At 63.2% G+C, this 19,946-nt stretch carries 20 protein-coding genes and 1 tRNA gene; 6 read left to right on the forward strand and 15 right to left on the reverse strand.

Translation table 11 applies throughout. The features are described 5' to 3' along the window. Nucleotides 1-59: 59 nt before the first annotated feature. The 8 genes from ILT44_RS14970 to ILT44_RS15005 all read right to left on the reverse strand — a co-directional run bounded on the left by ILT44_RS14970 (nucleotide 60) and on the right by ILT44_RS15005 (nucleotide 8,816). A complete protein-coding gene (locus ILT44_RS14970; protein ID WP_204240402.1) occupies nucleotides 60-860 on the reverse strand; it encodes an MBL fold metallo-hydrolase in 801 nt (266 codons plus the stop codon). Beyond that, the gene (locus ILT44_RS14975; RefSeq protein ID WP_204240403.1) at nucleotides 857-1,666 is read right to left on the reverse strand and encodes a TatD family hydrolase; all 810 of its coding nucleotides are present in this window, start codon (nucleotides 1,664-1,666) and stop codon (nucleotides 857-859) included. Before ILT44_RS14975 ends, ILT44_RS14970 begins: the two co-directional genes overlap by 4 nt. A gap of 63 nt (nucleotides 1,667-1,729) precedes the next feature. Then, nucleotides 1,730-3,061 carry a family 1 glycosylhydrolase gene (locus ILT44_RS14980; RefSeq protein ID WP_204240404.1) on the reverse strand — a complete coding sequence of 444 codons (1,332 nt, stop codon included), beginning with the start codon at nucleotides 3,059-3,061 and terminating at the stop codon, nucleotides 1,730-1,732. A 48-nt stretch (nucleotides 3,062-3,109) separates the two neighbouring features. After that, nucleotides 3,110-4,660 carry a methionine--tRNA ligase gene (gene metG, locus ILT44_RS14985; protein WP_204240405.1) on the reverse strand — a complete coding sequence of 517 codons (1,551 nt, stop codon included), beginning with the start codon at nucleotides 4,658-4,660 and terminating at the stop codon, nucleotides 3,110-3,112. Between the two features lie 58 nt (nucleotides 4,661-4,718). Then, nucleotides 4,719-5,783 carry a DNA polymerase III subunit delta' gene (locus tag ILT44_RS14990; RefSeq protein WP_204240406.1) on the reverse strand — a complete coding sequence of 355 codons (1,065 nt, stop codon included), beginning with the start codon at nucleotides 5,781-5,783 and terminating at the stop codon, nucleotides 4,719-4,721. Beyond that, a complete protein-coding gene (gene tmk, locus ILT44_RS14995; protein WP_204240407.1) occupies nucleotides 5,773-6,462 on the reverse strand; it encodes a dTMP kinase in 690 nt (229 codons plus the stop codon). The genes ILT44_RS14990 and tmk overlap by 11 nt, the downstream gene beginning before the upstream one ends. After that, nucleotides 6,462-7,673 carry a D-alanyl-D-alanine carboxypeptidase family protein gene (locus tag ILT44_RS15000; protein WP_372441167.1) on the reverse strand — a complete coding sequence of 404 codons (1,212 nt, stop codon included), beginning with the start codon at nucleotides 7,671-7,673 and terminating at the stop codon, nucleotides 6,462-6,464. The genes tmk and ILT44_RS15000 overlap by 1 nt, the downstream gene beginning before the upstream one ends. A gap of 126 nt (nucleotides 7,674-7,799) precedes the next feature. Continuing rightward, nucleotides 7,800-8,816 (reverse strand): septal ring lytic transglycosylase RlpA family protein, encoded by a 1,017-nt coding sequence (locus tag ILT44_RS15005; protein WP_239468260.1) that lies wholly within the window; start codon nucleotides 8,814-8,816, stop codon nucleotides 7,800-7,802. Between the two features lie 536 nt (nucleotides 8,817-9,352). Here ILT44_RS15005 and ILT44_RS15010 point away from each other — a divergent pair. Next, nucleotides 9,353-9,442, forward strand: a tRNA-Ser gene (locus ILT44_RS15010). A gap of 221 nt (nucleotides 9,443-9,663) precedes the next feature. Here the strand turns inward: ILT44_RS15010 and ILT44_RS15015 are convergent. After that, nucleotides 9,664-9,861 carry a hypothetical protein gene (locus tag ILT44_RS15015; RefSeq protein WP_204240409.1) on the reverse strand — a complete coding sequence of 66 codons (198 nt, stop codon included), beginning with the start codon at nucleotides 9,859-9,861 and terminating at the stop codon, nucleotides 9,664-9,666. Nucleotides 9,862-10,131: 270 nt separating this feature from the next. Here ILT44_RS15015 and ILT44_RS15020 point away from each other — a divergent pair, with 270 nt between their 5' ends. From ILT44_RS15020 to ILT44_RS15035, 4 genes are all read left to right on the forward strand, one after another. Next, a complete protein-coding gene (locus tag ILT44_RS15020; RefSeq protein ID WP_204240410.1) occupies nucleotides 10,132-10,413 on the forward strand; it encodes a hypothetical protein in 282 nt (93 codons plus the stop codon). 9 nt (nucleotides 10,414-10,422) lie between these two features. Beyond that, nucleotides 10,423-11,406 (forward strand): zinc-dependent alcohol dehydrogenase family protein, encoded by a 984-nt coding sequence (locus ILT44_RS15025; protein WP_204240411.1) that lies wholly within the window; start codon nucleotides 10,423-10,425, stop codon nucleotides 11,404-11,406. A gap of 64 nt (nucleotides 11,407-11,470) precedes the next feature. Further along, nucleotides 11,471-12,313 carry a universal stress protein gene (locus ILT44_RS15030; protein ID WP_204240412.1) on the forward strand — a complete coding sequence of 281 codons (843 nt, stop codon included), beginning with the start codon at nucleotides 11,471-11,473 and terminating at the stop codon, nucleotides 12,311-12,313. Between the two features lie 48 nt (nucleotides 12,314-12,361). Further along, nucleotides 12,362-12,799 (forward strand): universal stress protein, encoded by a 438-nt coding sequence (locus ILT44_RS15035; protein WP_204240413.1) that lies wholly within the window; start codon nucleotides 12,362-12,364, stop codon nucleotides 12,797-12,799. Between the two features lie 12 nt (nucleotides 12,800-12,811). Here the strand turns inward: ILT44_RS15035 and ILT44_RS15040 are convergent, their stop codons facing one another. The 3 genes from ILT44_RS15040 to ILT44_RS15050 form a co-directional block, all read right to left on the reverse strand. Beyond that, nucleotides 12,812-13,132, reverse strand: a complete 321-nt coding sequence (locus ILT44_RS15040) for a c-type cytochrome (RefSeq protein WP_204240414.1) — start codon at nucleotides 13,130-13,132, stop codon at nucleotides 12,812-12,814. Beyond that, nucleotides 13,129-13,533: a hypothetical protein gene (locus tag ILT44_RS15045; RefSeq protein WP_204240415.1), complete on the reverse strand. Its 405-nt coding sequence runs from the start codon at nucleotides 13,531-13,533 to the stop codon at nucleotides 13,129-13,131. The genes ILT44_RS15040 and ILT44_RS15045 overlap by 4 nt, the downstream gene beginning before the upstream one ends. Nucleotides 13,534-13,666: 133 nt before the next feature. Continuing rightward, a complete protein-coding gene (locus ILT44_RS15050; protein WP_239468271.1) occupies nucleotides 13,667-15,205 on the reverse strand; it encodes an MBL fold metallo-hydrolase RNA specificity domain-containing protein in 1,539 nt (512 codons plus the stop codon). Between the two features lie 164 nt (nucleotides 15,206-15,369). On the opposite strand from ILT44_RS15050, the gene ILT44_RS15055 reads away from it, so the two are divergent. Continuing rightward, entirely contained in the window at nucleotides 15,370-16,065 is a 696-nt protein-coding gene (locus ILT44_RS15055) for a DUF1003 domain-containing protein (RefSeq protein ID WP_204240417.1), read from the forward strand. Between the two features lie 41 nt (nucleotides 16,066-16,106). Here ILT44_RS15055 and ILT44_RS15060 read toward each other — a convergent pair whose 3' ends face one another. From ILT44_RS15060 to ILT44_RS15070, 3 genes are read right to left on the reverse strand one after another with little or no spacing between them, the layout of a single operon-like run. Beyond that, nucleotides 16,107-16,295 (reverse strand): hypothetical protein, encoded by a 189-nt coding sequence (locus tag ILT44_RS15060; protein ID WP_204240418.1) that lies wholly within the window; start codon nucleotides 16,293-16,295, stop codon nucleotides 16,107-16,109. 24 nt (nucleotides 16,296-16,319) lie between these two features. Beyond that, nucleotides 16,320-18,917 carry a cation-translocating P-type ATPase gene (locus tag ILT44_RS15065; protein ID WP_204240419.1) on the reverse strand — a complete coding sequence of 866 codons (2,598 nt, stop codon included), beginning with the start codon at nucleotides 18,915-18,917 and terminating at the stop codon, nucleotides 16,320-16,322. 27 nt (nucleotides 18,918-18,944) lie between these two features. Continuing rightward, nucleotides 18,945-19,778, reverse strand: a complete 834-nt coding sequence (locus ILT44_RS15070; protein ID WP_204240420.1) for a universal stress protein — start codon at nucleotides 19,776-19,778, stop codon at nucleotides 18,945-18,947. Nucleotides 19,779-19,946 lie beyond the last annotated feature (168 nt).

Below are 19,946 nucleotides of genomic sequence, written 5' to 3' on the forward strand. Positions count from 1 at the left end.
GCGAACTACAAAATAGCGACCATCCGGTGTATGCGGGTGCTGGTCGGTACGTCGCCTCATCATGGTGCTTCAATCTGAAGCCCGTCATAGGCCGGCTCGATATGCGGCGGCAGCTCGCTGCGAAGCACCTCGTAATCGAGATCCGTGTGCAGGTTTGTGAGAATGGCGCGCTTCGGCTTGACCTTCTCGATGAAGTCCAGAGCCTCCGACACGGAGAAATGCGTCGGATGCGGCGTGTAGCGCAGGGCGTCGAGGATAAGAACGTCCAAGCCCTCCAGATAGCGCAGGCTCTCCTCGGGCATCTCGCTCACGTCTGGCGCATAGGCGATGCTCCCGAACCGGAATCCTAAGGTGTCGATGTCCCCGTGGACCATTCTGAACGGCACAGCCTCGACGATGCCGCCAGGCCCTGGCACCGAGGTCATCACGCCGGGCCGCAGATGGTTCATCTTCAGGATTGGCGGATAGCTGCTTCCGGCCGGCGTGTCGAAGCAGTAACCGAACCGCATCAGCAGCAGTTCGCTGGTCATCCGGTCGGCATAGACCGGGATCCGGTGGCGCTGGACGATGGCGAGCGGGCGCAGGTCGTCAATCCCGTGAATGTGGTCGGCATGCTCGTGGGTGTAGAGAACGGCGTCCAGGCGGCGAACATTGGCTTCGAGCAGCTGGTCGCGCACATCCGGGCCGGTATCGACCAGCACGGTCGTAGCAGCGCCGCTTGAGCCGATCCGCTCCACGAGCACGGAACAGCGCCGGCGCCGGTTCTTCGGGTTGGCCGGATCGCAGGCGCCCCAGCCCACCCCGACGCGCGGCACGCCGGCGGAGGATGCGCAGCCGAGAATCGTCAATCTCAAGGTCATGATGCGAGCGCCTGCCTGTACTCAGCGTCGGCAGCCGCGGCCTTGGCGAAGAGCCGGTAAAAATTGGCCGTTGTGATCTCAGCAACCGTTTCATCGGACACGCCTATCACCTCGGCGAGTACATGGGCCGTATGGGCAACGAAGGCCGGCTCGTTGGTTTTTCCGCGGTGGGGGACGGGAGCCAGGTATGGTGCATCCGTCTCGACCAGCAGACGATCATGCGGCACGGCGGCCGCGATCCGGCGAATCTCCTCCGAGTTCCGGAACGTCAGAATGCCTGAGAAGGACACGTAGAAGCCCAACTCGACGCCAGTTTGGGCGAGCTTCTCGCCGGACGAGAAGCAATGGAGAACCGCATCGAAGCGCCCTCGCCCCATCTCCTCGGACAGGATCCGGATCATGTCCTCGTCGGCATTGCGGGCGTGGATGACAAGGGGCAGCCCCGTTTCGCGGGCGGCCTCGATATGAGTGAGAAAGACCCGTTGCTGAACGTCCCGAGGGCTCTTGTCGTAGTGATAGTCGAGACCGGCTTCACCGATAGCGACGCAGCGAGGATGGCGTGAGAGCTCGACGAGACGCTGAGCAGGGACATCCGGCTCTACCGCCGCATTGTGAGGATGGGTGCCGATTGTGCAGAAAACGCTCTCATGCGCCTCGGCCAGAGCCCGATAAGTGTCGAAGCGCGCCACATGGGTTGAGATGGTCACTATCCGACCGACGCCAGCCGCTGAGGCGGCAGCCAGAACCTCGGGAAGGTGGCTCTGAAAATCCGGAAAATCCAAGTGGCAATGGCTGTCGACCAACATCGGTGAAGGCGCCCTCCTCTACGGCTAGCGGCACGGCTGCATAGATCGGATCGATGCCCTCGTCTAGCGATGCCCGCCCTGGGCCGTTGCCACTGGCTCGTCGTCCTCTCTCGTTTCCTTGCGCAGCATCTTGCGCAGCCGTTCCTGGTGCCTGCGGACTTGGGTTTCGTCGTGCTCCTGCGGCCGGACGACAGGAACGGTGAGGCACACGCTCTGGGCTGGCAGAACATCGCACCAAGCATGGATCAGCTGCTTGTAGCAGCGCCCCACGGGACGGATATTGCGGTCAAGATCGTAGAGGCCCACGGGCGTGACGCGGTTGTTCTCTTCCCGGAGAGCCACGTCCCAATCCACCTGGTCGGTGAGTGAGTACCACGTGAAGCCCACAATCGGCACGCCGGTATTGCGCACGTGAAGCACGTTGGCCCATTGCTTCCAGAGCCAGTCCACGGCTTCCTCGCCCGTAGGCCCCTCCATGAGATTCGTCTCGGTATGCATGACCGGTAGCTTGTAACGATCGTAGTATTGCCGGGTGATCTCGTCGTAGCCGAACACGTCTCCGGCCGCCTTCGTCAACCCGTCCGCTGCGACCCTGTGCTCGTTGGTGACGTAATAGTCGTTTCCCATGATGCAGTGGTGACGGAGCGACGAACGGCTCAGGAAGAAGTGGTACTCGTCCCGCGTCATCCCATTATCCATCAGGAATTCGTACATCTCGGAGTCGAGCCGCCGGCCATAGTTCAGGTCGAGAGACAGGAAGCGGCGGGCATTCATGATCTCGGCGGGCTTAATGGCAGCCGGGTTCTCCGCGTGGAAATACTCTGATGACTCACTCTGGATGAAGAGGGCATCCGGGCGAACCTTCAGGATCCTTTCCATGGCCAGGACATTGGCCTTCACGATGTGCTTGAGCGCCGTCACGAAGGCCTGATCGCTGCGCATCTGCTCGTTCCACCACCCATAGGCAGCCGAGAACTGGGCACAGATGAACATCTCGTTGATCGGCGTATAGAGCTGAACCCAGGGAAAGCGGCGTGCGAAGTCTTCCGCGTAAGCCGCGAAAAGGTTTGGGAAATCTGGGTTCTGGAAGTTCCCGATCCAGTCGGGGACGCCGAAATGGCAGAGGTCGACGATCGGAATGAGGTTGCGGCGATGGATCTCGCCGAAGGTCATGTCCGCAAAGGACCAATCATAGCGGCCGGGACCAAGAAAGCTTGTGTGAAGCGGCGGCCCGTAGCGCAGGACCTGGATGTCGAGCTCGTCAAGGAGATCGAAGTCGGTCCGCCAGTGCTTGTAGTGGCCGCACTTCTCCATCTGATCGATACGAGTGCGGCCATTGTTGATCGTCGGGATGCTGTTCTCGATCCCAGTGGCGAACATGAAGGTGGTGTACATCGAACGCTTCCGCTTGGGGCCCTTATCAGGCCGATCAAAGCGGACGCGTCAGGACGCCTCCGCTTCGAGATAACGCGGGAAAATCGGAGCCGGTTGCGGAAGGGCCGTCCCGGCTGCCAGACGGTGCTCCGGCCCGATCGCAGCAATTCCCCTGCCCTCCGGCGCAACCGCCAGCAGATCGAGAAGCTTGGCCGCGGCGCTCGGCACGAAGGGCTGCGCCAGGATGCCCACCGCGCGCAGAACCTCGGCCGTTACATAAAGGACGGTGTTCATGCGCGCAGGATCGGTCTTGCGCAGCACCCAAGGCTCCTGGGACGCGAAATAGCGGTTCGCCTCCGCCACCACCGCCCAGATTTCGGACAAGGTGGTATGGACGGCGAAGTCCTTCATGGCCGCCCTCGCCTTCACCGGCAAGGCATCGGCCAGCCAGAGCATATCTTGGTCGGCCTGGGTGAATTCGCCCGGCTGCGGCACCGAAGCGTCGCAGTTCTTGGCGATCATGGATAGGGAGCGCTGCGCCAGGTTGCCGAGATCGTTTGCCAGATCCGCGTTGATACGGGTGACGATGGCCTCATGGGAGTAGTTGCCGTCCTGCCCGAAGGGCACCTCGCGCATGAAGAAGTAGCGCAGCTGATCGACGCCGTAGATATCGGCCAGATCGAACGGATCGATCACGTTACCGACGGACTTCGACATCTTCTCGCCCTTGTTGAAAAGGAAGCCGTGGCCGAAGACCCGCTTCGGCAAGGGCAGATCGGCCGACATCAGGAAGGCCGGCCAATAGACCGTATGAAAGCGCACGATGTCCTTGCCGATGATGTGAACGTCCGCCGGCCAATAGCTCCAGCGGGGATCGCTCTCATTCGGGAAGCCGCAGCCGGTCACATAGTTGTTCAGCGCGTCGATCCACACATACATGACGTGCTTCGGATCGCCCGGCACCGGCAGGCCCCAGTTGAAGGTCGTGCGGCTGATCGACAGATCCTGCAGGCCGGACCGGACGAAGCTGGTGATCTCGTTACGGCGGGTTTCCGGGCTGATGAAGTCCGGTTGGGCCTCATAGAGCGCAAGCAGCCGGTCCTGATAGGCGGAGAGGCGGAAGAAATAGCTCTCCTCCTCGATCCATTCGACCGGCGTCCCCGTCGGCGCGCGCCAGCTGCCATCGGGCTGCTTCGTCAGCTCGCTCTCGTCGTAATAGGCCTCGTCCCGGACCGAGTACCAGCCGGAATACTTGGAGAGATAGATGTCGCCCTTCTCCTGCATCCGGCGCCAGAGCTCCTGGGTCGAGGGCAGGTGATCGGCGTCTGTGGTGCGGATGAAGCGGTCGTAGGAGCAGTCGAGCCTGTCCGCCATGGCGCGGAACTTCGTCGCCATCTCATCGACGAAGGCTTTCGGCGTCGTGCCGTTCTTGTCCGCCGTCTGCTGGATCTTGAGGCCGTGCTCGTCCGTGCCGGTCATGAAGAAGACGTCATAGCCGTCGATGCGCTTGAACCGCGCGATCGCGTCGGAGGCGACGATTTCATAGGCGTGGCCTATATGAGGAGCCCCATTCGGATACGAGATAGCCGTGGTGATGTAGAATTTCTGCTTGTCGGCCATGTCGAATCCCCGGTCCTGAACTTCTAAACCTCTTCGGCTCCTGCGGTCGGCGGAGGCTTCAGGCCGCTCGCCGAACGGCGTCGGCAAGATCGTCGAACATCGTCAGGATGAAGGGCCGGCGATCGAGGTTGAACACGTCGATCTCGCGCGCCGAACGGCCGATCTTCTCACATACCTCCACCAAAGGCGCAAGGCGGGAGGCGCCGAGACCCGCCTGCTCCCGGAGCCGCTCGGATACCCAACGCTGGACGGTTTCCAGGGCCAGATCATAGCTGTCGTCCGCGTCCCGCCGAGCGAGAGCCTCCGCAAGGGCAAGGACCTGTTTCGTGTCGGTTCTCGGCAGGCTGTCCAGGAGCCTCGTGACCTGATCGATGAAGGCCACCTTCTCCGCATCGAGCAGCTCGAGGGTGCGGCGCACCGAGCCCTCTCCATAGCGCAGGGCCTGAGCGACGACGTCGTCAGGGATATCCGACCACGGCGACCCGAGCGAGGCGATAGCTGCCCGGATCTCTTGGCTCTCCAGGGGACGTAGCAACAGGCGCCGGCAACGGGAGCGAATGGTCGGGAGAACCCGCTGAGGAGCATGGCTGACGATCAGGAAGAGCGAGCGGGGCGGCGGCTCCTCGATCACCTTGAGAAGCGCGTTGGCACTCGAGATCGTGAGATCCTCGGCACTGTCGACGATGGAGACCCGATAGCCTCCATCAGCCGCGGTGGAGCCGAACATGGTGAGCGCCCGCCTGACGGCATCGACGGGGATCGTCGTCGAGGCCGCCTTCTTGTCCGTCGGCGGAGACCGTCTCAGCACGGCGAGGTTGGGATGGGACAAAGCCGCTACTTGCCGTGCAGCCCGAGAATCGGCCGGCACGTCCAGACTGGCAATACCCCTGTCGTTCGCCGTCAGAGGGTCGAGAACGGCGCGAGCGACCCGGTAGGCAAGGGTTGCCTTGCCAATCCCTTGAGCGCCGCCGATCAGCCAGGCATGGTGCAGGCGGCCGCTGCGGAGCCCCTCCAGGAAAGCCTCCTCGCCTTCCTGATGGCCGAAAAAGGCAAACTGTTCTCGCGGGTGGGGAGCTCCCTCGAAACCATCGGGCTCGACCACATCCTGATCGTCACGCGACATCGAGCGGCCTCACTGCATCCTCGGACAGCCGGCTCCGGGTGATCTGGGGCAGCCTCGCGCGCAGGGCAGCCCAGATCGCCGCCTCGACCTCGTCGGGCTCCTGATCCGCATTGATCACCACGCACCTTTTCGGCTCGCTGCGGGCAATGGACAGAAAGGCTTGGCGCAGAGAGTGGTGGAAGGAGGCTTCTTCCCCCTCGAACCGATCGGCTCCTTCCCCCCTGCCCGCGCGCCGCTCCCCGGCCCGAGCGAGGCCGACTTCGGCAGGCAGATCGAGGATGAAGGTCAAGTCAGGCCTGGTACCCCGGAGCGTCACCCGCTCGAGCTGATCGATCAGCTCCTTGTCGATATTTCCGGCGGAGCCCTGGTAAGCCCTGGTCGAATCCGCGAAGCGGTCACAAAGGACATGAGTGCCGCGCTTGAGAGCCGGAACAATAGTCTTATCCAAGTGGTCGATGCGGGCTGCTGCGAACAGAAGAGCCTCCGCAAAAGGCCCGAGATGCTTGGCACGACCGCCTAAAATGAAAGCGCGGATCTCCTCCGCATGGGGAGATCCGCCCGGTTCGCGGGTCACGAGAGCCGGCTGGGCAAGCTCTCCCAGACGACGCTTGAGCCTTTCGATCTGTGTCGACTTGCCCGCGCCCTCCCCGCCTTCGAAGGTAATGAAGCAACCCGCCATCAAATGCTTTCGGCGAGGCTCGTGAATGCGCGGCGGACCCAACCCGTGCTGAATTCCAGCAGGCCGTCGAGGGCTCGCTGGCTCAGCGTGCCCTGCTGGACGTCCTCATTGGCATAGAGCGGCATATCGAGAGCCTGCATATCACCACGACTGACTTGAAGTCGGGCCACCTCGGCCCCTTTCTGGATCGGAGCCTTCAGAGGACCGGTATAGACGATACGAGCCGTCACCCGTTCGCCGTCTCCACGGGGCACAAGTACACGAACAGGCCTCTTGGAGACAAGCGGCAGCGACCGCATGTTCCCACCGAAAACCTGAGCCTCACCAACAACCTGGCCTTCCGTAAAGAGCTGCTGGGTCTCGAAGGCCCTGAAGCCCCAGTCCAGGAGTTTCCGGGACTCGGCCGCCCGGTCCTTTGCCGTCTTCAACCCGTTCATGACCACGATCAGGCGCTGATCGTTCTGAACGGCCGAACCGATAAGGCCAAAGCCGGATTCATCGATATTGCCCGTCTTCAGTCCGTCCGCTCCAATATCGGCGAAAAGCAGCGGGTTGCGGTTTTGCTGGCGGATCTTGTTCCAGGTGAACTCCCGCTCCCCGAAGATCTTGTAGAGGTCCGGATAGGTTTCGATGACGTACAGAGCGAGCTTGGCCAGATCGCGCACGGTGACCTTCTGCTCGGGATGCCCGTAGCCCGTCGCGTTACGGAAGGTGGACTTGGTGAGGCCGACCTGCTTGGCCCGCTCGTTCATCATGCGGGCGAAGTTCTCCTCGGTTCCGGCAATTCCTTCGGCAAGAGCGATGGCGGCATCGTTGCCGGATTGCACGATCAGGCCGCGCACCAGATCTTCCAGCCGGATCGGGGTGTTTACCTTGGCGAACATGGAGGAACCGCCCGAACCGCTCCCGCCTTTCCGCCAAGCGTTTTCGGAGATCGTGAACTCGCTGTCGAAATTCAGTCGGCCGTTCTTGATCTCGTTGAAGACCACCTCGGCTGTCATGACCTTCGCCATGCTGGCAGGCGCCGTCAACTCGTCCGCATTCTTCTCGAAAAGAACCGCATGGCTTGCAGCATCCATCAGGATGGCCGTGGGCGCCATCGTCTGGAAGCCCTGCGCCTGGGCCTCCTGCAACCACGAGGGCGCAAGTGACAAACCGCTGAACATAAAGGTGATTGCCGCCATCATCTTGGCGGCTTGAAGGTGACGCATCGCAAGCATTCTCCAGGCTCTTCCCCTAGGAGACCCCGAATCTGTGGCGCGTCAATAACAAATCAACATCCAGCTACGCTGACCTGTGTGCGATATCACGTAGCCCGTAAAGGATGGTGCCAAATTCTACCGGAGCACAAACTTCTGTGAGGCTGGAGCGGTGAATGAGCCGTTTCTCTGGAAACCACCCTGGGACGTGCCAGCAGGCGTTTCGTAGAGGCTGGCGACCACCGGCCGGGAGACTGGGACCTGGCCAGGAGCCACCGAACTGACACGGGCCACAGGGCTTGCTGCTCCCGGGATCGTTCCAAGATCGAAGGGACGCTCAGGTGGGAGAGGGATATTGCTAGCAAGGGTGCCGGATGCGGCATTGGATTGGGATGCCCGTGCGGGAGCCGGATAGGCGTCGCTGTCAGGCTCAAAGGTGCGCAGTGCAATAGCCTGCCGCGGAGCGCTCGGCTGCGGAGCAGCCTGGGCAATCATGGTCGGAGCCGTATTGGTCAGGCTGGCCGGTTGACCGTCCGTCCTGAGGCTCGCCAGAAGGATCCGGTCGTCGCTGCCATTGGTGGAGGCACGGCCCACATACTCGACCTTCACCCGTGCCGTGCCCTGCTGCCGGAAGCCGAGAGCCATGGCAGCCCGCTCGGAAACGTCGATCACCCGGTTGCCATGGAATGGCCCGCGATCGTTGACGCGGACGATCATGGAGTGACCGTTCTGAAGGTTTGTGACGCGGGCATAGCTCGGCAGCGGCATCGTCGTATGCGCAGCCGCGATCGAATCGCGATCGAACACCTCGCCGTTCGCGGTCATGCGCCCGTGGAAATTAGATCCATACCAAGAGGCGAGCCCCTCTGCCGGGCGCGAGGTTTCGTTCGGAACATAGGTGCGGCCGGCAACCATGTAAGGCTTGCCGACCATCTCCCGTCCGCCGCCCTTCGGAACCGGCTGCCCGTCAGCAACCACCTTCGGGCTCGGAGCAACGCCGTACTTGGGATCGATTCCACCCCTGACGTTAGAGGAGCAATTGGCGACCATCAAGGCTATGGCGGTCACGCCGGCAACGCGCAGCAGAGTCCATTGATCGAAGGATGGGATGATCCCCTTCAGACCGGTTTTCTCTTCAGCGCGGTTACAAAGCATGTCGTCTCGTATCCTGTTATACGCACGGAGCATGGCTTCGTCCCCTGTGCCCGGACTCAAGCCAAAGTGCTTTTATTGCCCTTAAAGGAAGGTTAAACGGCCGCGCTTGTCAATGGCAAAGCTGACGAGCTGCAGATGTCAGGCTCGAACCATGGAAAACATAATGATAACAAATAGATGGCGCGGATGAGCGAGTTCGATCTTTGAAGAGCGCTCTTGAGGAGACGCTTTGATCCCTGTCTTCCTATTCCGCGAGCAGCGAGGCCGAAGCCGCGTAGGCCTCAATATATTCATTAGTCTTGTCAGACACTTAATCACCCTTTCTCTTCTTAAATCACCTCCTCTCCCTTGCAGAAGGCCTTGGCAGGCTCATCAAACGCGTCCTGGAGCCTGCAAGATACGACGTGGTTAATGAAATCGTTTCTGCATCAGGCTTTCAGCGGCTTTCGCTGATGACGGGACAGATCTGGCGAGTTGACGGCCAAGGGGTGACGGCCTTACAGAATGACGCACGTCAAGGTCCGCCTTGGATGCAAGGAGGGGTGGCCGAGTGGTTTAAGGCAGCGGTCTTGAAAACCGCCGTGGGTGCAAGCCCACCGTGGGTTCGAATCCCACCCCCTCCGCCATTGTTCTGCTCCGGCCAGGTAGAGCGTAAGCGACGAGCCGACGGGTTCTTGGATCAAGCGCGCGACGTTGATACCGCCGCCCGGTTCGTAGCGCTCGTTGGATGTGCTCATCTGGTGAATGGGGCGCGCTGCTTCGGTCTCGCTGGATCCATCGATTGCTGGATTGAGGGTCAGGGTTACGATCGGCTTCATATTGCAACCGTCCCGCTGGATCCTGGCTTCTATCGCGATCTGCGAGAGAGATTTCTGCTGATGGTCCATTGCGATGGCCAGAATGCCAGGATGGCGACCACGGCCGTGATCAACAGAAGAGTCACCATCACCTGTGCAATACCGAAGATAGAAGCATCGCGCGCGACGAACCAACTTGTCACAAGACCTGCGGCGATCAGAAAAACCCGGACAATCCAGCTCAGCATGGCGTCCTCCGTTTCCTTTGCCGATCCTGTCCCTCGGTCGAGAGCCGGGGACTGATCAATCCAGGGGACAGGATCGGACCGTTTTTGTCGGGGCACTTTGATGCAGATCAAGGCTGATCACGGCCGGGAGACCGACGATGCCCCCGAAGTTGCTCCCGATGACGGCAACTGAGACCGCCAAGCTGCCCCGCGCCCACCAAAGTGCTCTGCTCAACTGTAGGCACGGGTAGACGGTTCGAGAAGCAGCCATGATGACGAGCGGAGGGCTCCATGACAGCCAATGTCGAGCATTCCCATGGCCCAGATGTGCCAAGCCCGGAACTGGTCTATGCACCAGACATTCTTCCAAGGCTCCAATTCTTGCTGGCCGCTCTGGCCGATATCGATGTGGTCCATGAAAGAAGCCTGGAGACAATCAAAAACACTCCAGCCGATGATAACCGCAAGGATGAGATAATCTCTGCCCTTCGGCGGGCCCATCGCGAGCAGCGCTCCTCTTATGTCCAGGAACTCCTCGCGCTGAGGGAGCGGATGGACACCGCGTTTCATTGAGGCAATGCCATGAAGGCAATGGTCCTCCACAAGGTCCGCACGCCGCTCATCATGGAAGAGCGGTCGTTCCTGTCGCCCGCGCCGAACGAGATCCGCGTGCTGGTAGAAGCCTGTGCAGTGTGCCGCACCGATCTCCATGTGGTCGACGGCGACCTGCCGTACCCCAAGCTTCCCGTCATTCCCGGCCATGAGATCGTGGGACGGGTGGAGGCGATCGGATCCGGAGTCCGCAACCATAAGCTGGGGGAGCGCGTGGGCATTCCCTGGCTCGGCCATACCTGCGGACACTGCCCCTTCTGCATCTCCGGACGTGAGAACCTCTGCGACGAGCCGCTGTTCACTGGCTATACCCGGGATGGGGGCTTTGCGTCCCATGCAGTCGCCGAAGCAGCCTACGCCTTCCTCTTGCCGGATGACGACAATCCCGTTGCCTTGGCTCCGCTCCTCTGTGCTGGCCTGATTGGTTGGCGTTCACTCTTGGCCGCCGGTCCCGGTGAGAGGATCGGCATCTACGGCTTCGGTGCGGCGGCTCACGTCATCACCCAAGTCTGCATCTGGCAGGGACGGCGCGTCCTTGCCTTTACGCGTCCGGAGGATGTCGCCGCGCAGGATTTCGCCCGCTCGCTCGGCGCTGTATGGGCCGGTGGCTCGGACGAGGCGCCGCCTGAGCGCCTCGACGCGGCGATCATCTTCGCGCCCGTGGGCGATCTCGTGCCTCTGGCGCTCCGCGCTGTGCGAAAGGGCGGCCGCGTCGTCTGCGGCGGCATCCACATGAGCGACATTCCGCAATTCCCCTATCGGCTTCTCTGGGAGGAGCGGCAGATCGCATCCGTCGCCAACCTGACCCGTCAGGATGCCTTGGATTTCCTGGCGATCGCTCCCAAAGCCCGGATCAGAACAACGACCGTGCGCTATCCGCTGGAGGCCGCCAATGAAGCCTTGGACGACCTGCGGTCAGGACGGCTCCAAGGGGCTGCGGTCCTGATCCCCTGATGCAGGACAAAAGCAGATGTCATCGGATTCAAAGCCAGAACGACACGTTGAGAGGGAGGAATCCATGCTCCAGAACATTCGCAGCATCCTGATCGGGATTACGGAGGAAGGGGATGCGGAGGAACGCTCGTCCGCCCTGGCCTACGGGCTTTCGCTCGCCCGGCAGGCGAACGCCCATGTCACCGTCCAGGCTGCCTCCCTGAAGCTCACGCTGACCCATGCCTTCGTCAGCGCCTTCGCGGAAGGGCTGGTGGCCGCCGAGAACCGCCGGCTGGATGCGCTTGCGCGCGCGGCCGCCGACTCGTCGCAACGGGCCGCCGCCGCATCGGGAGTGACCTGCACCACACAGGCGCCGCAGCTTGCCTATCCGGACCTCATCAGGAGTTTCAGCTCCCTTGCCCGCGCCCATGATATGACGGTTCTCGACGCGGAGCCGATTGCCCTGGCCGTCGACCGCGGACTGATCGAGGCCGTGCTCATGGACAGCGGTCGGCCCCTCATCGTCGTGCCGCAGGGTCGCGAAGCCTTCGCAGGAGGCAGGATCGTCGTGGCGTGGGACGGCAGCGCCAAGGCGGCGCGGGCCCTCAACGACGCCCTGCCGTTTCTGCGGGCCGCCACGCAGGTCGAGCTGGTCAGCGTCACGGGCGAGAAGGATCTGGCGCACACGCAGCCGGGCGCGGAGATCGCTCCGCATCTTACCCGCCATGGCATCACGGTCGATGTCCTGGCGCTGCCGGCCATGGACGGGGACGTGGCCGAAACCTTACGCAACCATGCCCACCTGACCCGTGCCGACATGATCGTCATGGGCGCCTATGTCCATTCACGCCTGCGCGAAATGGTGCTCGGCGGCACGACCCAGTCACTGCTCAGGAACACCCCGGTGCCTCTGTTCCTCTCCTATTAAAGGCAGAGGCCCGATATTCGCGCACGCTCTTCACCGAGGGAGGTCCGCATGTACAAGAACATCCTGATTGCCACCGACGGCTCGTCCCTGGCGAAACGTGCCGTCGAACACGGGGTCAACCTCGGCAAGGCGCTGGATGCCAAGGTCCTGCTCCTGACGGTCACCGAGCGCTTCCATGTCTTCGCGCTCGAAGCCGATCAGATAGAGGAAACATCGGACTCGTTCAGGGAGCATATGCAGAAGCAGGCGGAGCGCACTCTGTCGGAAGCGTCCGGGATCGCGCGCGACCTGGGTGTCGAGGCCACGACGCTTCAAATGGAGGACGACGCGCCCTATCGGGCGATTATCCGCATGGCCGAGGATCACGTCTGCAACCTGATCGTCATGGCTTCGCATGGACGCGGCGGGGTCTCGGCTCTCCTTCTCGGGAGCGAGACCATGAAGGTCCTTGCCCACTCGAACATCCCGGTCCTGGTCGTGCGGTGACGAGGCTAGGCCCTAGCCTTGGACGGAATTCAGGTAGGCAAGCAGGTCGTTGATTTGGGCCGGATCGAGCTGGAACTGGGGCATGGAGGGGTGGCCTGTCGTGATGCCCTCGGCAAAGGCCTCCGCGAGGTCCTCGACGGGATAGCGGGTGTGCAGGGTCCGGAAAGGCGGCGCTTCCGGGATGGGACTCTCGCCGACACGGCCGATGGCATGACATTGGGAGCAGTTCGTCTGCGCGAACGTGAACCCGCGCTGCACCCGTCCCGACTGAGCTATGGCGACCGACGAGGCGAAAGCGAGGAAAAGACCTAAAAGCGTGAGGCGCCTCATCATCGATGCTCCCCTGCCCTGCCGGGTTCCGCCGGCGTCACCGAGACGACCTGGAACGTATAGGGCTTCCCATCTTCGTCCTCGATGGTGATGTATTCGCCTTCGGCAAAACGGTGCTGATGCAGGCGATAGCCCGCCTCCTCGTCGCCGGGACGATCCTGGTTGTAGTCGATCATCCAGGTCGCTCCGCCGGCTCCGCCGGGCCTATGGACCAGGACACCCTGACGCTCGCCCTCACTGGCCCAGAAGCGGCGGACCCGGCAGTGATCCCGTTTCACTGCCCATTCGTCCTGATCGAGATGCCCTTGCCGATCGAGCGGCGCGGTGATGTCGTAGCCGTAACGGGAACTTCCCTCGGGGAACTGCTTGCTGCGGGCCAGGTGTAGCGTGACGTGATGGAGCATCGGTCCCTCCCCGGTATGGCCGCGTCTTTCAATAAGACATGCCATTGTGGCAGAGCTTAGGGAGGCCGTCGCTCTGCCACCTTGATCCTGATCAACAAGCAGCAGTACCGGGAACACGAAAGCCGATCCGAGGCTATTCGCGGGCTCCATGCTTCAGGGCATCCCTGATGCGCCGGATGATGACTCCCTTCGCGTTCCGGCCGGCTGCTGCCTCCATGGCGTCATTGATCTCGAGAAGCAGCTCCGCGTAGTCGTTGTGCCAGTCCCGGTGCCCAGCACTCGCGCTCGGCAGGCGCTCCTCATGGCGTTCGATCCTGACAGCCCGGTCGCCAGCCAGATCATAGACGTCATCGATCTCCGGTATGATCGCGCCGGGCACATGGTCGAGTTCGGCGAGGGACGATTGCAGCGCCTTGAGCGGCGCATCTTCCCCATGCACGAGGAAGACCCCGCGTCGGACCGGAAGGCGCTCGACCAGCCAGGCCTTCAGCTCGGGCCTGTCCGCATGCCCTGAGTAGAGGTCGAGCGTCCGCATGCGAGCACGGACCTTGACCTCCTCACCGTGGATCCGGACCTTCGAGGCGCCGTCCTGCAAGATCCTCCCGAGCGTTCCCTGCGCCTGGAAGCCGACGAAGAGAACGGTGGCTTCGTCCCGCCACAGCCACGCCTTCAGGTGATGCCGGATGCGGCCCGCCTCGCACATGCCGCTGGCCGCAATGATGATGTGGAAGCTGTGAATGCGATCGATGGCCTTGCTCTGCTCGACGGTCTCCGTGAAGCGGACCCATCGGGATTCGAGCGCCTGCACCAGGTCGGAGCCGTTCCTGAGTTCCCCGGCATGCCTCTTGAAGATGCTGCTGGCCTTCGAGGCCAGCGGCGAGTCGATAAAGATCGGAATGTCCGGCAGTTCGCCCGATTCCATCAGTTCCATGAGATCGACGAGAAGCTCTTGCGTCCTCTCGACCGCGAAAGACGGAATGAGCAATACCCCGCTCGGATGCATCGCCGCGCGGACATCGTCGCGCAGCATCCGGCGGCGGTGTTCGATGGTGGTGCCGGCCCGGTCCGTATCGCCATAGGTTGACTCGAGGAGGACGTAATCGAGGTCCCTCGGGCCGTCCGGGTCCGGTTGCAGGAGCTTGTGGTCAGGGCCGATATCGCCGGAGAACAGCAGGCGCGTCGGCCTCTCGTCACCGCCATGCGTCACCTCCATCTCGATGGAGGCCGAGCCCAGAAGATGACCCGCATTCCAGTAGCGGGCCCGGAAACCGGGAGCGACATCCTGCCATTGGCCGTAAGCCACTGGCCGGAACTGCGTGAGGGACGCGACGGCATCCTCTTCCGTGTAGATCGGGGACACCGTCTCTCGCCCGCGGCGGCGGTTGCGGCGGTTGAGTTGGTCCACCTCCATTTCCTGGATGTAGCCGGAATCCGGCAGCATGATGGACGCAAGATCGGCCGTTCCGGCCGTTGCGTAGATCGGGCCGTCAAAGCCTGCTTTCACGAGCTTCGGCACGAGGCCGCTGTGGTCGATGTGGGCATGGGTGAGGCACAGGGCGCTGATGCCGGCAGCGCGGAACGGGAAGTGCTGATAATTGAGTTCCCTCTCCTCCTTTGAGCCTTGAAACATTCCGCAATCGACAAGGACGTGGGCTGCTTCCGTCTCGAGCATGAAGCAAGAGCCGGTCACGGTTCGGGCGGCGCCGTGGAAGTGAAGGCGAAGCGACAAGGGAACCTCCTGAATGCAAGGAAGCGTCAGCTTAGAAGAATCGCACCTTGGTACACCCTCGTCGAGCCGCTAGGTTTGATCCATGCCAAACCAGCGGAACGGCGATCATGACCTCTCAAGCAGCGTCATCCAACGACATCTGCTCCATCACAGGCAAGACGTACCCCCGAAGAGACTTTCTCCTCCTCGATCACTTACATCCGGCTCTCGCCGAGAGGATCCGCCAGGATCATCCGGCTCTGGCTGCCGACAGTCGCATAAGCCGGGCAGCGGTGGACCAATACCGCCTACGCTATGTTGAAGAACTGCTCCGCCAGGAACGCGGCGAATTGACCAAGCTCGACAGCGAGGTCGCCCGCAGCCTTGCCGAAGGCAGCATGGTCTCGGCGAATGTCGAGGAGAGCTACGATGAGCGCCGCACGCTTGGCGAGCGCCTGTCAGACGGGCTTGCCTCTTTCGGCGGCAGTTGGCCGTTTCTCATCTTCTTCGCCATATCGCTTGGCGTGTGGATCATCATCAATGTCGCACGTGGTCAACAGGCCTTCGATCCTTACCCCTACATCCTCCTGAACCTGCTTCTGTCCTGCCTCGCGGCCGTTCAGGCCCCGATCATCATGATGAGCCAGAGGCGCCAGGAATCGAAGGACCGGCTGCGCTCCCTCAACGACTACCGGGTCAATCTGAAGGCGGAGCTCGAAATCCGGCACCTGCACGAGAAGATCGACCATCTGACCACGCGGCAATGGGAGCGGCTCGCGGAAATCCAGGAACTCCAGATCGAGCTCTTGCAGGAGCGCCGCTGAGCATGGATCGGGGCCACGATGGCTGCGGGGCTCCTCGAGCGCTACCTCGCCTTCTTGCCGAGGCGGCGCATGGCCTCGATCCATGCTGCCCGTTTGCCGTCACCCATGCCCTCGATCATGCCGATCAGCGTATGCCGGCTCGGACCGATGCCGACCAGTGACAGGATGCTGCGCTTGAGGCTCTTGAGACTGTGCGCCCCTAAGTACCATCGGAAGACGAAGGCGGGCATGCCCGTGGATGATGGCGATGCGTGTCATGCCGCTGGCCGCTGCGTAGTGCCGAGCGTCAATGGGAGCCGGAACCGCTTGGCGAATCCGTACCAGCCGCCAGCCATGAGCGCGATTGGCAGAGTGATCGCCAACCACGAGAGAGTCGGCGGCGAGAGACGGAGGATGGTGGCAAGCTGTGGAATGTAAAGAACCGCGGTGACGATGACGGCGGCCCCAGCTCCAATCCCCCAGAAGGCAAGCCTCCTCCTGTCGAAGAAGGAAGTGCCCGGCTCTGCCGCGTCGGCGAAGGCGAGGACGAGGTTGCCGAGCACCAGGGCAGCGAAAGCCGCAGCCCGCGCCTGCGTCTCGGGAACGCCGGCATTCAATGCCCAGACATAAAGGCCGAGGACCGCCCCGAGAACGACAGTCCCCTGGAGGAACCCGAAGGCGATCTGGGAGGTGCCGAACAACGGCTCGGCAGCAGGCCGCGGCGGCTTCTCCATCGCGTGCCGCTCGCTGGGCTCCCCCTCGAAGACAAGCGAGCAGACCGGATCAATCACAAGCTCCAGCAAGATCACGTGCATCGGATACAGGATCGGCGGCAGGCCCATGAGCAACGGCAGAAGGGCTAGCCCGGCGATGGGCACGTGAACTGCCGTCACGTAGGTGAGCGCCTTGCGCAGGTTCGTGAAGATGCGCCGCCCGAGGCGCACGCCGCCGATGATCGACACGAAACGGTCGTCGAGGAGGACAAGGTCCGCGGCCTCCCGCGCCACGTCGGTGCCGCGCTGCCCCATGGCAATGCCGATGTGGGCGGCTTCGAGCGCCGGCGCATCGTTGACGCCGTCCCCGGTCATGGCGACGACCTCACCGTTGGCCTTCAACGCCTCGACCAGGGCGAGCTTCTGCTCCGGCATGATGCGGGCAAAGACCCGGATCCGCCGCACCCGTTCACGCAGCCCTTCCGGATCGAGTTCGGCCACCTCCCTGCCGGTGAGCACGCCGGCGCTCACGTCGATCCCCGCCCGGCGGGCGATCTCCAGGGCCGTGGCCGGGTAGTCGCCCGTGATCATCGCAACCGTGATCCCGGCCCGTTTCGCCTCGGCGACGGCCTGGGGAACATCGGATCGAACCGCATCCTCAAACCCGATCAGGCCCTCGAACCGGAACGCCAGATCCACTGGAGCCCGCGCGTGGTCCCTTTCATCGCGGGCGGATGCCACGCCCAGAACCCGCAGGCCGCGGCTCGCCAGTCCTGCGACCACGGCATCCATCGCGGCCCGTTCGTCATCGCCCATGCGGCAGAGACGGAAAATCGCCTCCGGCGCTCCTTTTGCGGCATACAGAACGCCACCCGAGGGGTTCAGCCAAACCTGGATGAACGCCAGCAACTCGGGACGGAGCGGATAGGTGCGCAGCGGGGTCTCGGCCCAAACCGATTCAGGGAGAACCCGCATTCCCAGTATGCGGACAGCCCTGTCCATGGGATCGACCGGGCGGGCGGCGGATGCAAGCAATGCCGTCCGGAGCGGCTCGGCGGCAGCGCCGGAAAGCCTGGCATGGCCCCGCAGATCCTGCACCTCTCCGCCCCGCCAAGCCGTGGTGAGCACCATCCGGTTCTCGGTCAACGTCCCGGTCTTGTCGACGCACAGGAACGTGGCGGCTCCGAGCGTCTCGATGACCGCGGCGCGGCGCACGAGCACCTTGTGCCGGGCGAGGCGGAAGGCCCCGAGCGCCATGAAGATCGCCAGCACCATCGGGAACTCCTCCGGCAGCAGCGCGATGGCCAGCGTGATGCCGGACAATGTGCCGCCGATCCAGTCGTCCCGCAGCACCCCGTACGCCACGGCGACGATGGCGCAGAATGCGAGCGCGAGGATCCCGAGTTTGGCGACGAGCGCGCCGGTCGTCTTCTGGAGCAGCGTCGGCTCATCCTCGATGGCGGCCAGCGAGGCGCCGATGCGCCCCAGCCGCGTCGAGGGACCGGTGTGCAGGATATGAACCGTGCCCTGCCCGCGTACGTTCAGGGTCCCGCCGAACAGGTAAGGCGTGTCGTCTCCCCCCGGCTCGGGATCGCCAGCCTGGTCCGTATCGGCCGCTGCCGGACGTTTGGACACCGGAACCGACTCGCCGGTGAGGGTCGACTCGTCGACCGTCAGCGCGTCTCCCGCGATCAGGAGACCATCGGCGGGCAGACGTTCGCCCTCACCGACCAAGACAAGATCGCCCGGCACGAGGTCGCGGGCCGGGACGCGCCGCTCGGTCCCACCGCGGATCACCCGGGCGAAGGGTTCGGCCAGTTCGCGCAGGGCCGCCAGGGCTTGCTCGCTCCTGGCCTCTTGCAGCACCACCAGGCCGATCGTCACGACGGCACCGGCCGTCATGAACAGGCCCTCTCCAATGTCGCCTAGCACCAGGTAGAGCCCGGCCGCGGCCAGCAGAAGCAGGAACATCGGCTCGCGCAGGATCCCGCGGACGATGTCAACCAAGCCGCGGGAACGCTTGCCTGTGATCGCGTTGGGACCATGCTGCGCGAGGCGGCGCTGCGCCTCGGCCTCGTCGAGGCCCGTCAAACCCGTAGTTACGACCACCGCGCCGTCCGCATCATGGCCGCCCGGCGCGGTTTGAGCATCCACGGCCATGTGCGCCTCCGGTTGGCACGGTCCGCCTCAATGGGCCACCAGGATCGGGCTTTCGGAGGCGGTGAGCATGTCCCGCGTCGCGCCGCCAAACACCTGCTCCCTCAGGCGGGTGTGGCCATAGGCTCCCATGATGACGAGATCCGCGGAAATGCGGCGCGCCTCCTCGAGGATGACTTCGGCGACAGCGCGGTCCCGGCTGTCAGCGGTGACGACCTCCGCGACGACATTATGGTGGGCGACATGGGCCTTCACCTCCGCATATGACCTCGTATCCGCCGGAGGATCCACGACCAGGACGACCACTCGGGCTGCCTGCTCGACGAAGTCCAGCCCCTCGCGGAGGGCGCGCGCCGCCTCGCGGCTGCCGTTCCAGGCAACCAACACGGTTTGGATCGGCCCCTGCCGGTGGCGACCGGGCGGCACGAGGAGAAGCGCGCGTCCACTGCCGAAGAGCACTGCTTCCACCAGGTCCGGCCAGACCGCTGTCTCGGCCCCGCCATAGGGACGCGTGGCAATAAAGAGATCGGCGCAACGGGCCTGGTCCACGACCTTCCCGGACAACGCACCGAACGTCTCGTCGAATCGGCGCAGCTCGCCCGTCACCTGAAGGCCGGCCAGTCGCTCCGTCAGCCGCTTGGCCGTGGCATCGCCCTCTTTCAGGGCTTGGTCCTGGAGCTCGGTCAGAACCTGGATCGCGGCCGCTCCGCCATCCATGGGAATGGCGACCGTGAGGTCAGGAAGTTGGTTGGTAAAGAGCCCGATCAGATGAGCCCGCCCGGGCGATGCGAGGGCTTGTCCATGTTCCAACCGGATCTCGTCTTCGGGGCTTCCATCGAGATGCACCATGATGTCCTTGATCATCGCTCTCTCCCTCTGCGTGCCCGGACACAGCCGTTGTGCCGCAGCGACTATCGATCATCATGTGGTCGAAATCGGGATGGATGCTTTGATCTGACGCAATTCGCCTGAGAACGCCCCGGAATAATGTCGAGTGATCCACCGACCTCGGCATGCGGGGTTAAGCCCGGA

Origin of the sequence: Microvirga arvi (assembly GCF_016892765.1) — a bacterium.
Lineage (GTDB): Bacteria > Pseudomonadota > Alphaproteobacteria > Rhizobiales > Beijerinckiaceae > Microvirga > Microvirga arvi.

What these genes read in the sequence shown, in the direction of transcription:
- ILT44_RS14970 (WP_204240402.1), bottom strand. Translation starts at nt 860, where the DNA reads ATGACCTTGAGATTGACGATTCTCGGCTGCGCATCCTCCGCCGGCGTG.
- ILT44_RS14975 (WP_204240403.1), bottom strand. Translation starts at nt 1,666, where the DNA reads ATGTTGGTCGACAGCCATTGCCACTTGGATTTTCCGGATTTTCAGAGC.
- ILT44_RS14980 (WP_204240404.1), bottom strand. Translation starts at nt 3,061, where the DNA reads ATGTACACCACCTTCATGTTCGCCACTGGGATCGAGAACAGCATCCCG.
- metG (WP_204240405.1), bottom strand. Translation starts at nt 4,660, where the DNA reads ATGGCCGACAAGCAGAAATTCTACATCACCACGGCTATCTCGTATCCG.
- ILT44_RS14990 (WP_204240406.1), bottom strand. Translation starts at nt 5,783, where the DNA reads ATGTCGCGTGACGATCAGGATGTGGTCGAGCCCGATGGTTTCGAGGGA.
- tmk (WP_204240407.1), bottom strand. Translation starts at nt 6,462, where the DNA reads ATGGCGGGTTGCTTCATTACCTTCGAAGGCGGGGAGGGCGCGGGCAAG.
- ILT44_RS15000 (WP_372441167.1), bottom strand. Translation starts at nt 7,673, where the DNA reads ATGCGTCACCTTCAAGCCGCCAAGATGATGGCGGCAATCACCTTTATG.
- ILT44_RS15005 (WP_239468260.1), bottom strand. Translation starts at nt 8,816, where the DNA reads ATGCTTTGTAACCGCGCTGAAGAGAAAACCGGTCTGAAGGGGATCATC.
- ILT44_RS15015 (WP_204240409.1), bottom strand. Translation starts at nt 9,861, where the DNA reads ATGCTGAGCTGGATTGTCCGGGTTTTTCTGATCGCCGCAGGTCTTGTG.
- ILT44_RS15020 (WP_204240410.1), top strand. Translation starts at nt 10,132, where the DNA reads ATGACAGCCAATGTCGAGCATTCCCATGGCCCAGATGTGCCAAGCCCG.
- ILT44_RS15025 (WP_204240411.1), top strand. Translation starts at nt 10,423, where the DNA reads ATGAAGGCAATGGTCCTCCACAAGGTCCGCACGCCGCTCATCATGGAA.
- ILT44_RS15030 (WP_204240412.1), top strand. Translation starts at nt 11,471, where the DNA reads ATGCTCCAGAACATTCGCAGCATCCTGATCGGGATTACGGAGGAAGGG.
- ILT44_RS15035 (WP_204240413.1), top strand. Translation starts at nt 12,362, where the DNA reads ATGTACAAGAACATCCTGATTGCCACCGACGGCTCGTCCCTGGCGAAA.
- ILT44_RS15040 (WP_204240414.1), bottom strand. Translation starts at nt 13,132, where the DNA reads ATGATGAGGCGCCTCACGCTTTTAGGTCTTTTCCTCGCTTTCGCCTCG.
- ILT44_RS15045 (WP_204240415.1), bottom strand. Translation starts at nt 13,533, where the DNA reads ATGCTCCATCACGTCACGCTACACCTGGCCCGCAGCAAGCAGTTCCCC.
- ILT44_RS15050 (WP_239468271.1), bottom strand. Translation starts at nt 15,205, where the DNA reads ATGCTCGAGACGGAAGCAGCCCACGTCCTTGTCGATTGCGGAATGTTT.
- ILT44_RS15055 (WP_204240417.1), top strand. Translation starts at nt 15,370, where the DNA reads ATGACCTCTCAAGCAGCGTCATCCAACGACATCTGCTCCATCACAGGC.
- ILT44_RS15060 (WP_204240418.1), bottom strand. Translation starts at nt 16,295, where the DNA reads ATGCCCGCCTTCGTCTTCCGATGGTACTTAGGGGCGCACAGTCTCAAG.
- ILT44_RS15065 (WP_204240419.1), bottom strand. Translation starts at nt 18,917, where the DNA reads ATGGCCGTGGATGCTCAAACCGCGCCGGGCGGCCATGATGCGGACGGC.
- ILT44_RS15070 (WP_204240420.1), bottom strand. Translation starts at nt 19,778, where the DNA reads ATGATCAAGGACATCATGGTGCATCTCGATGGAAGCCCCGAAGACGAG.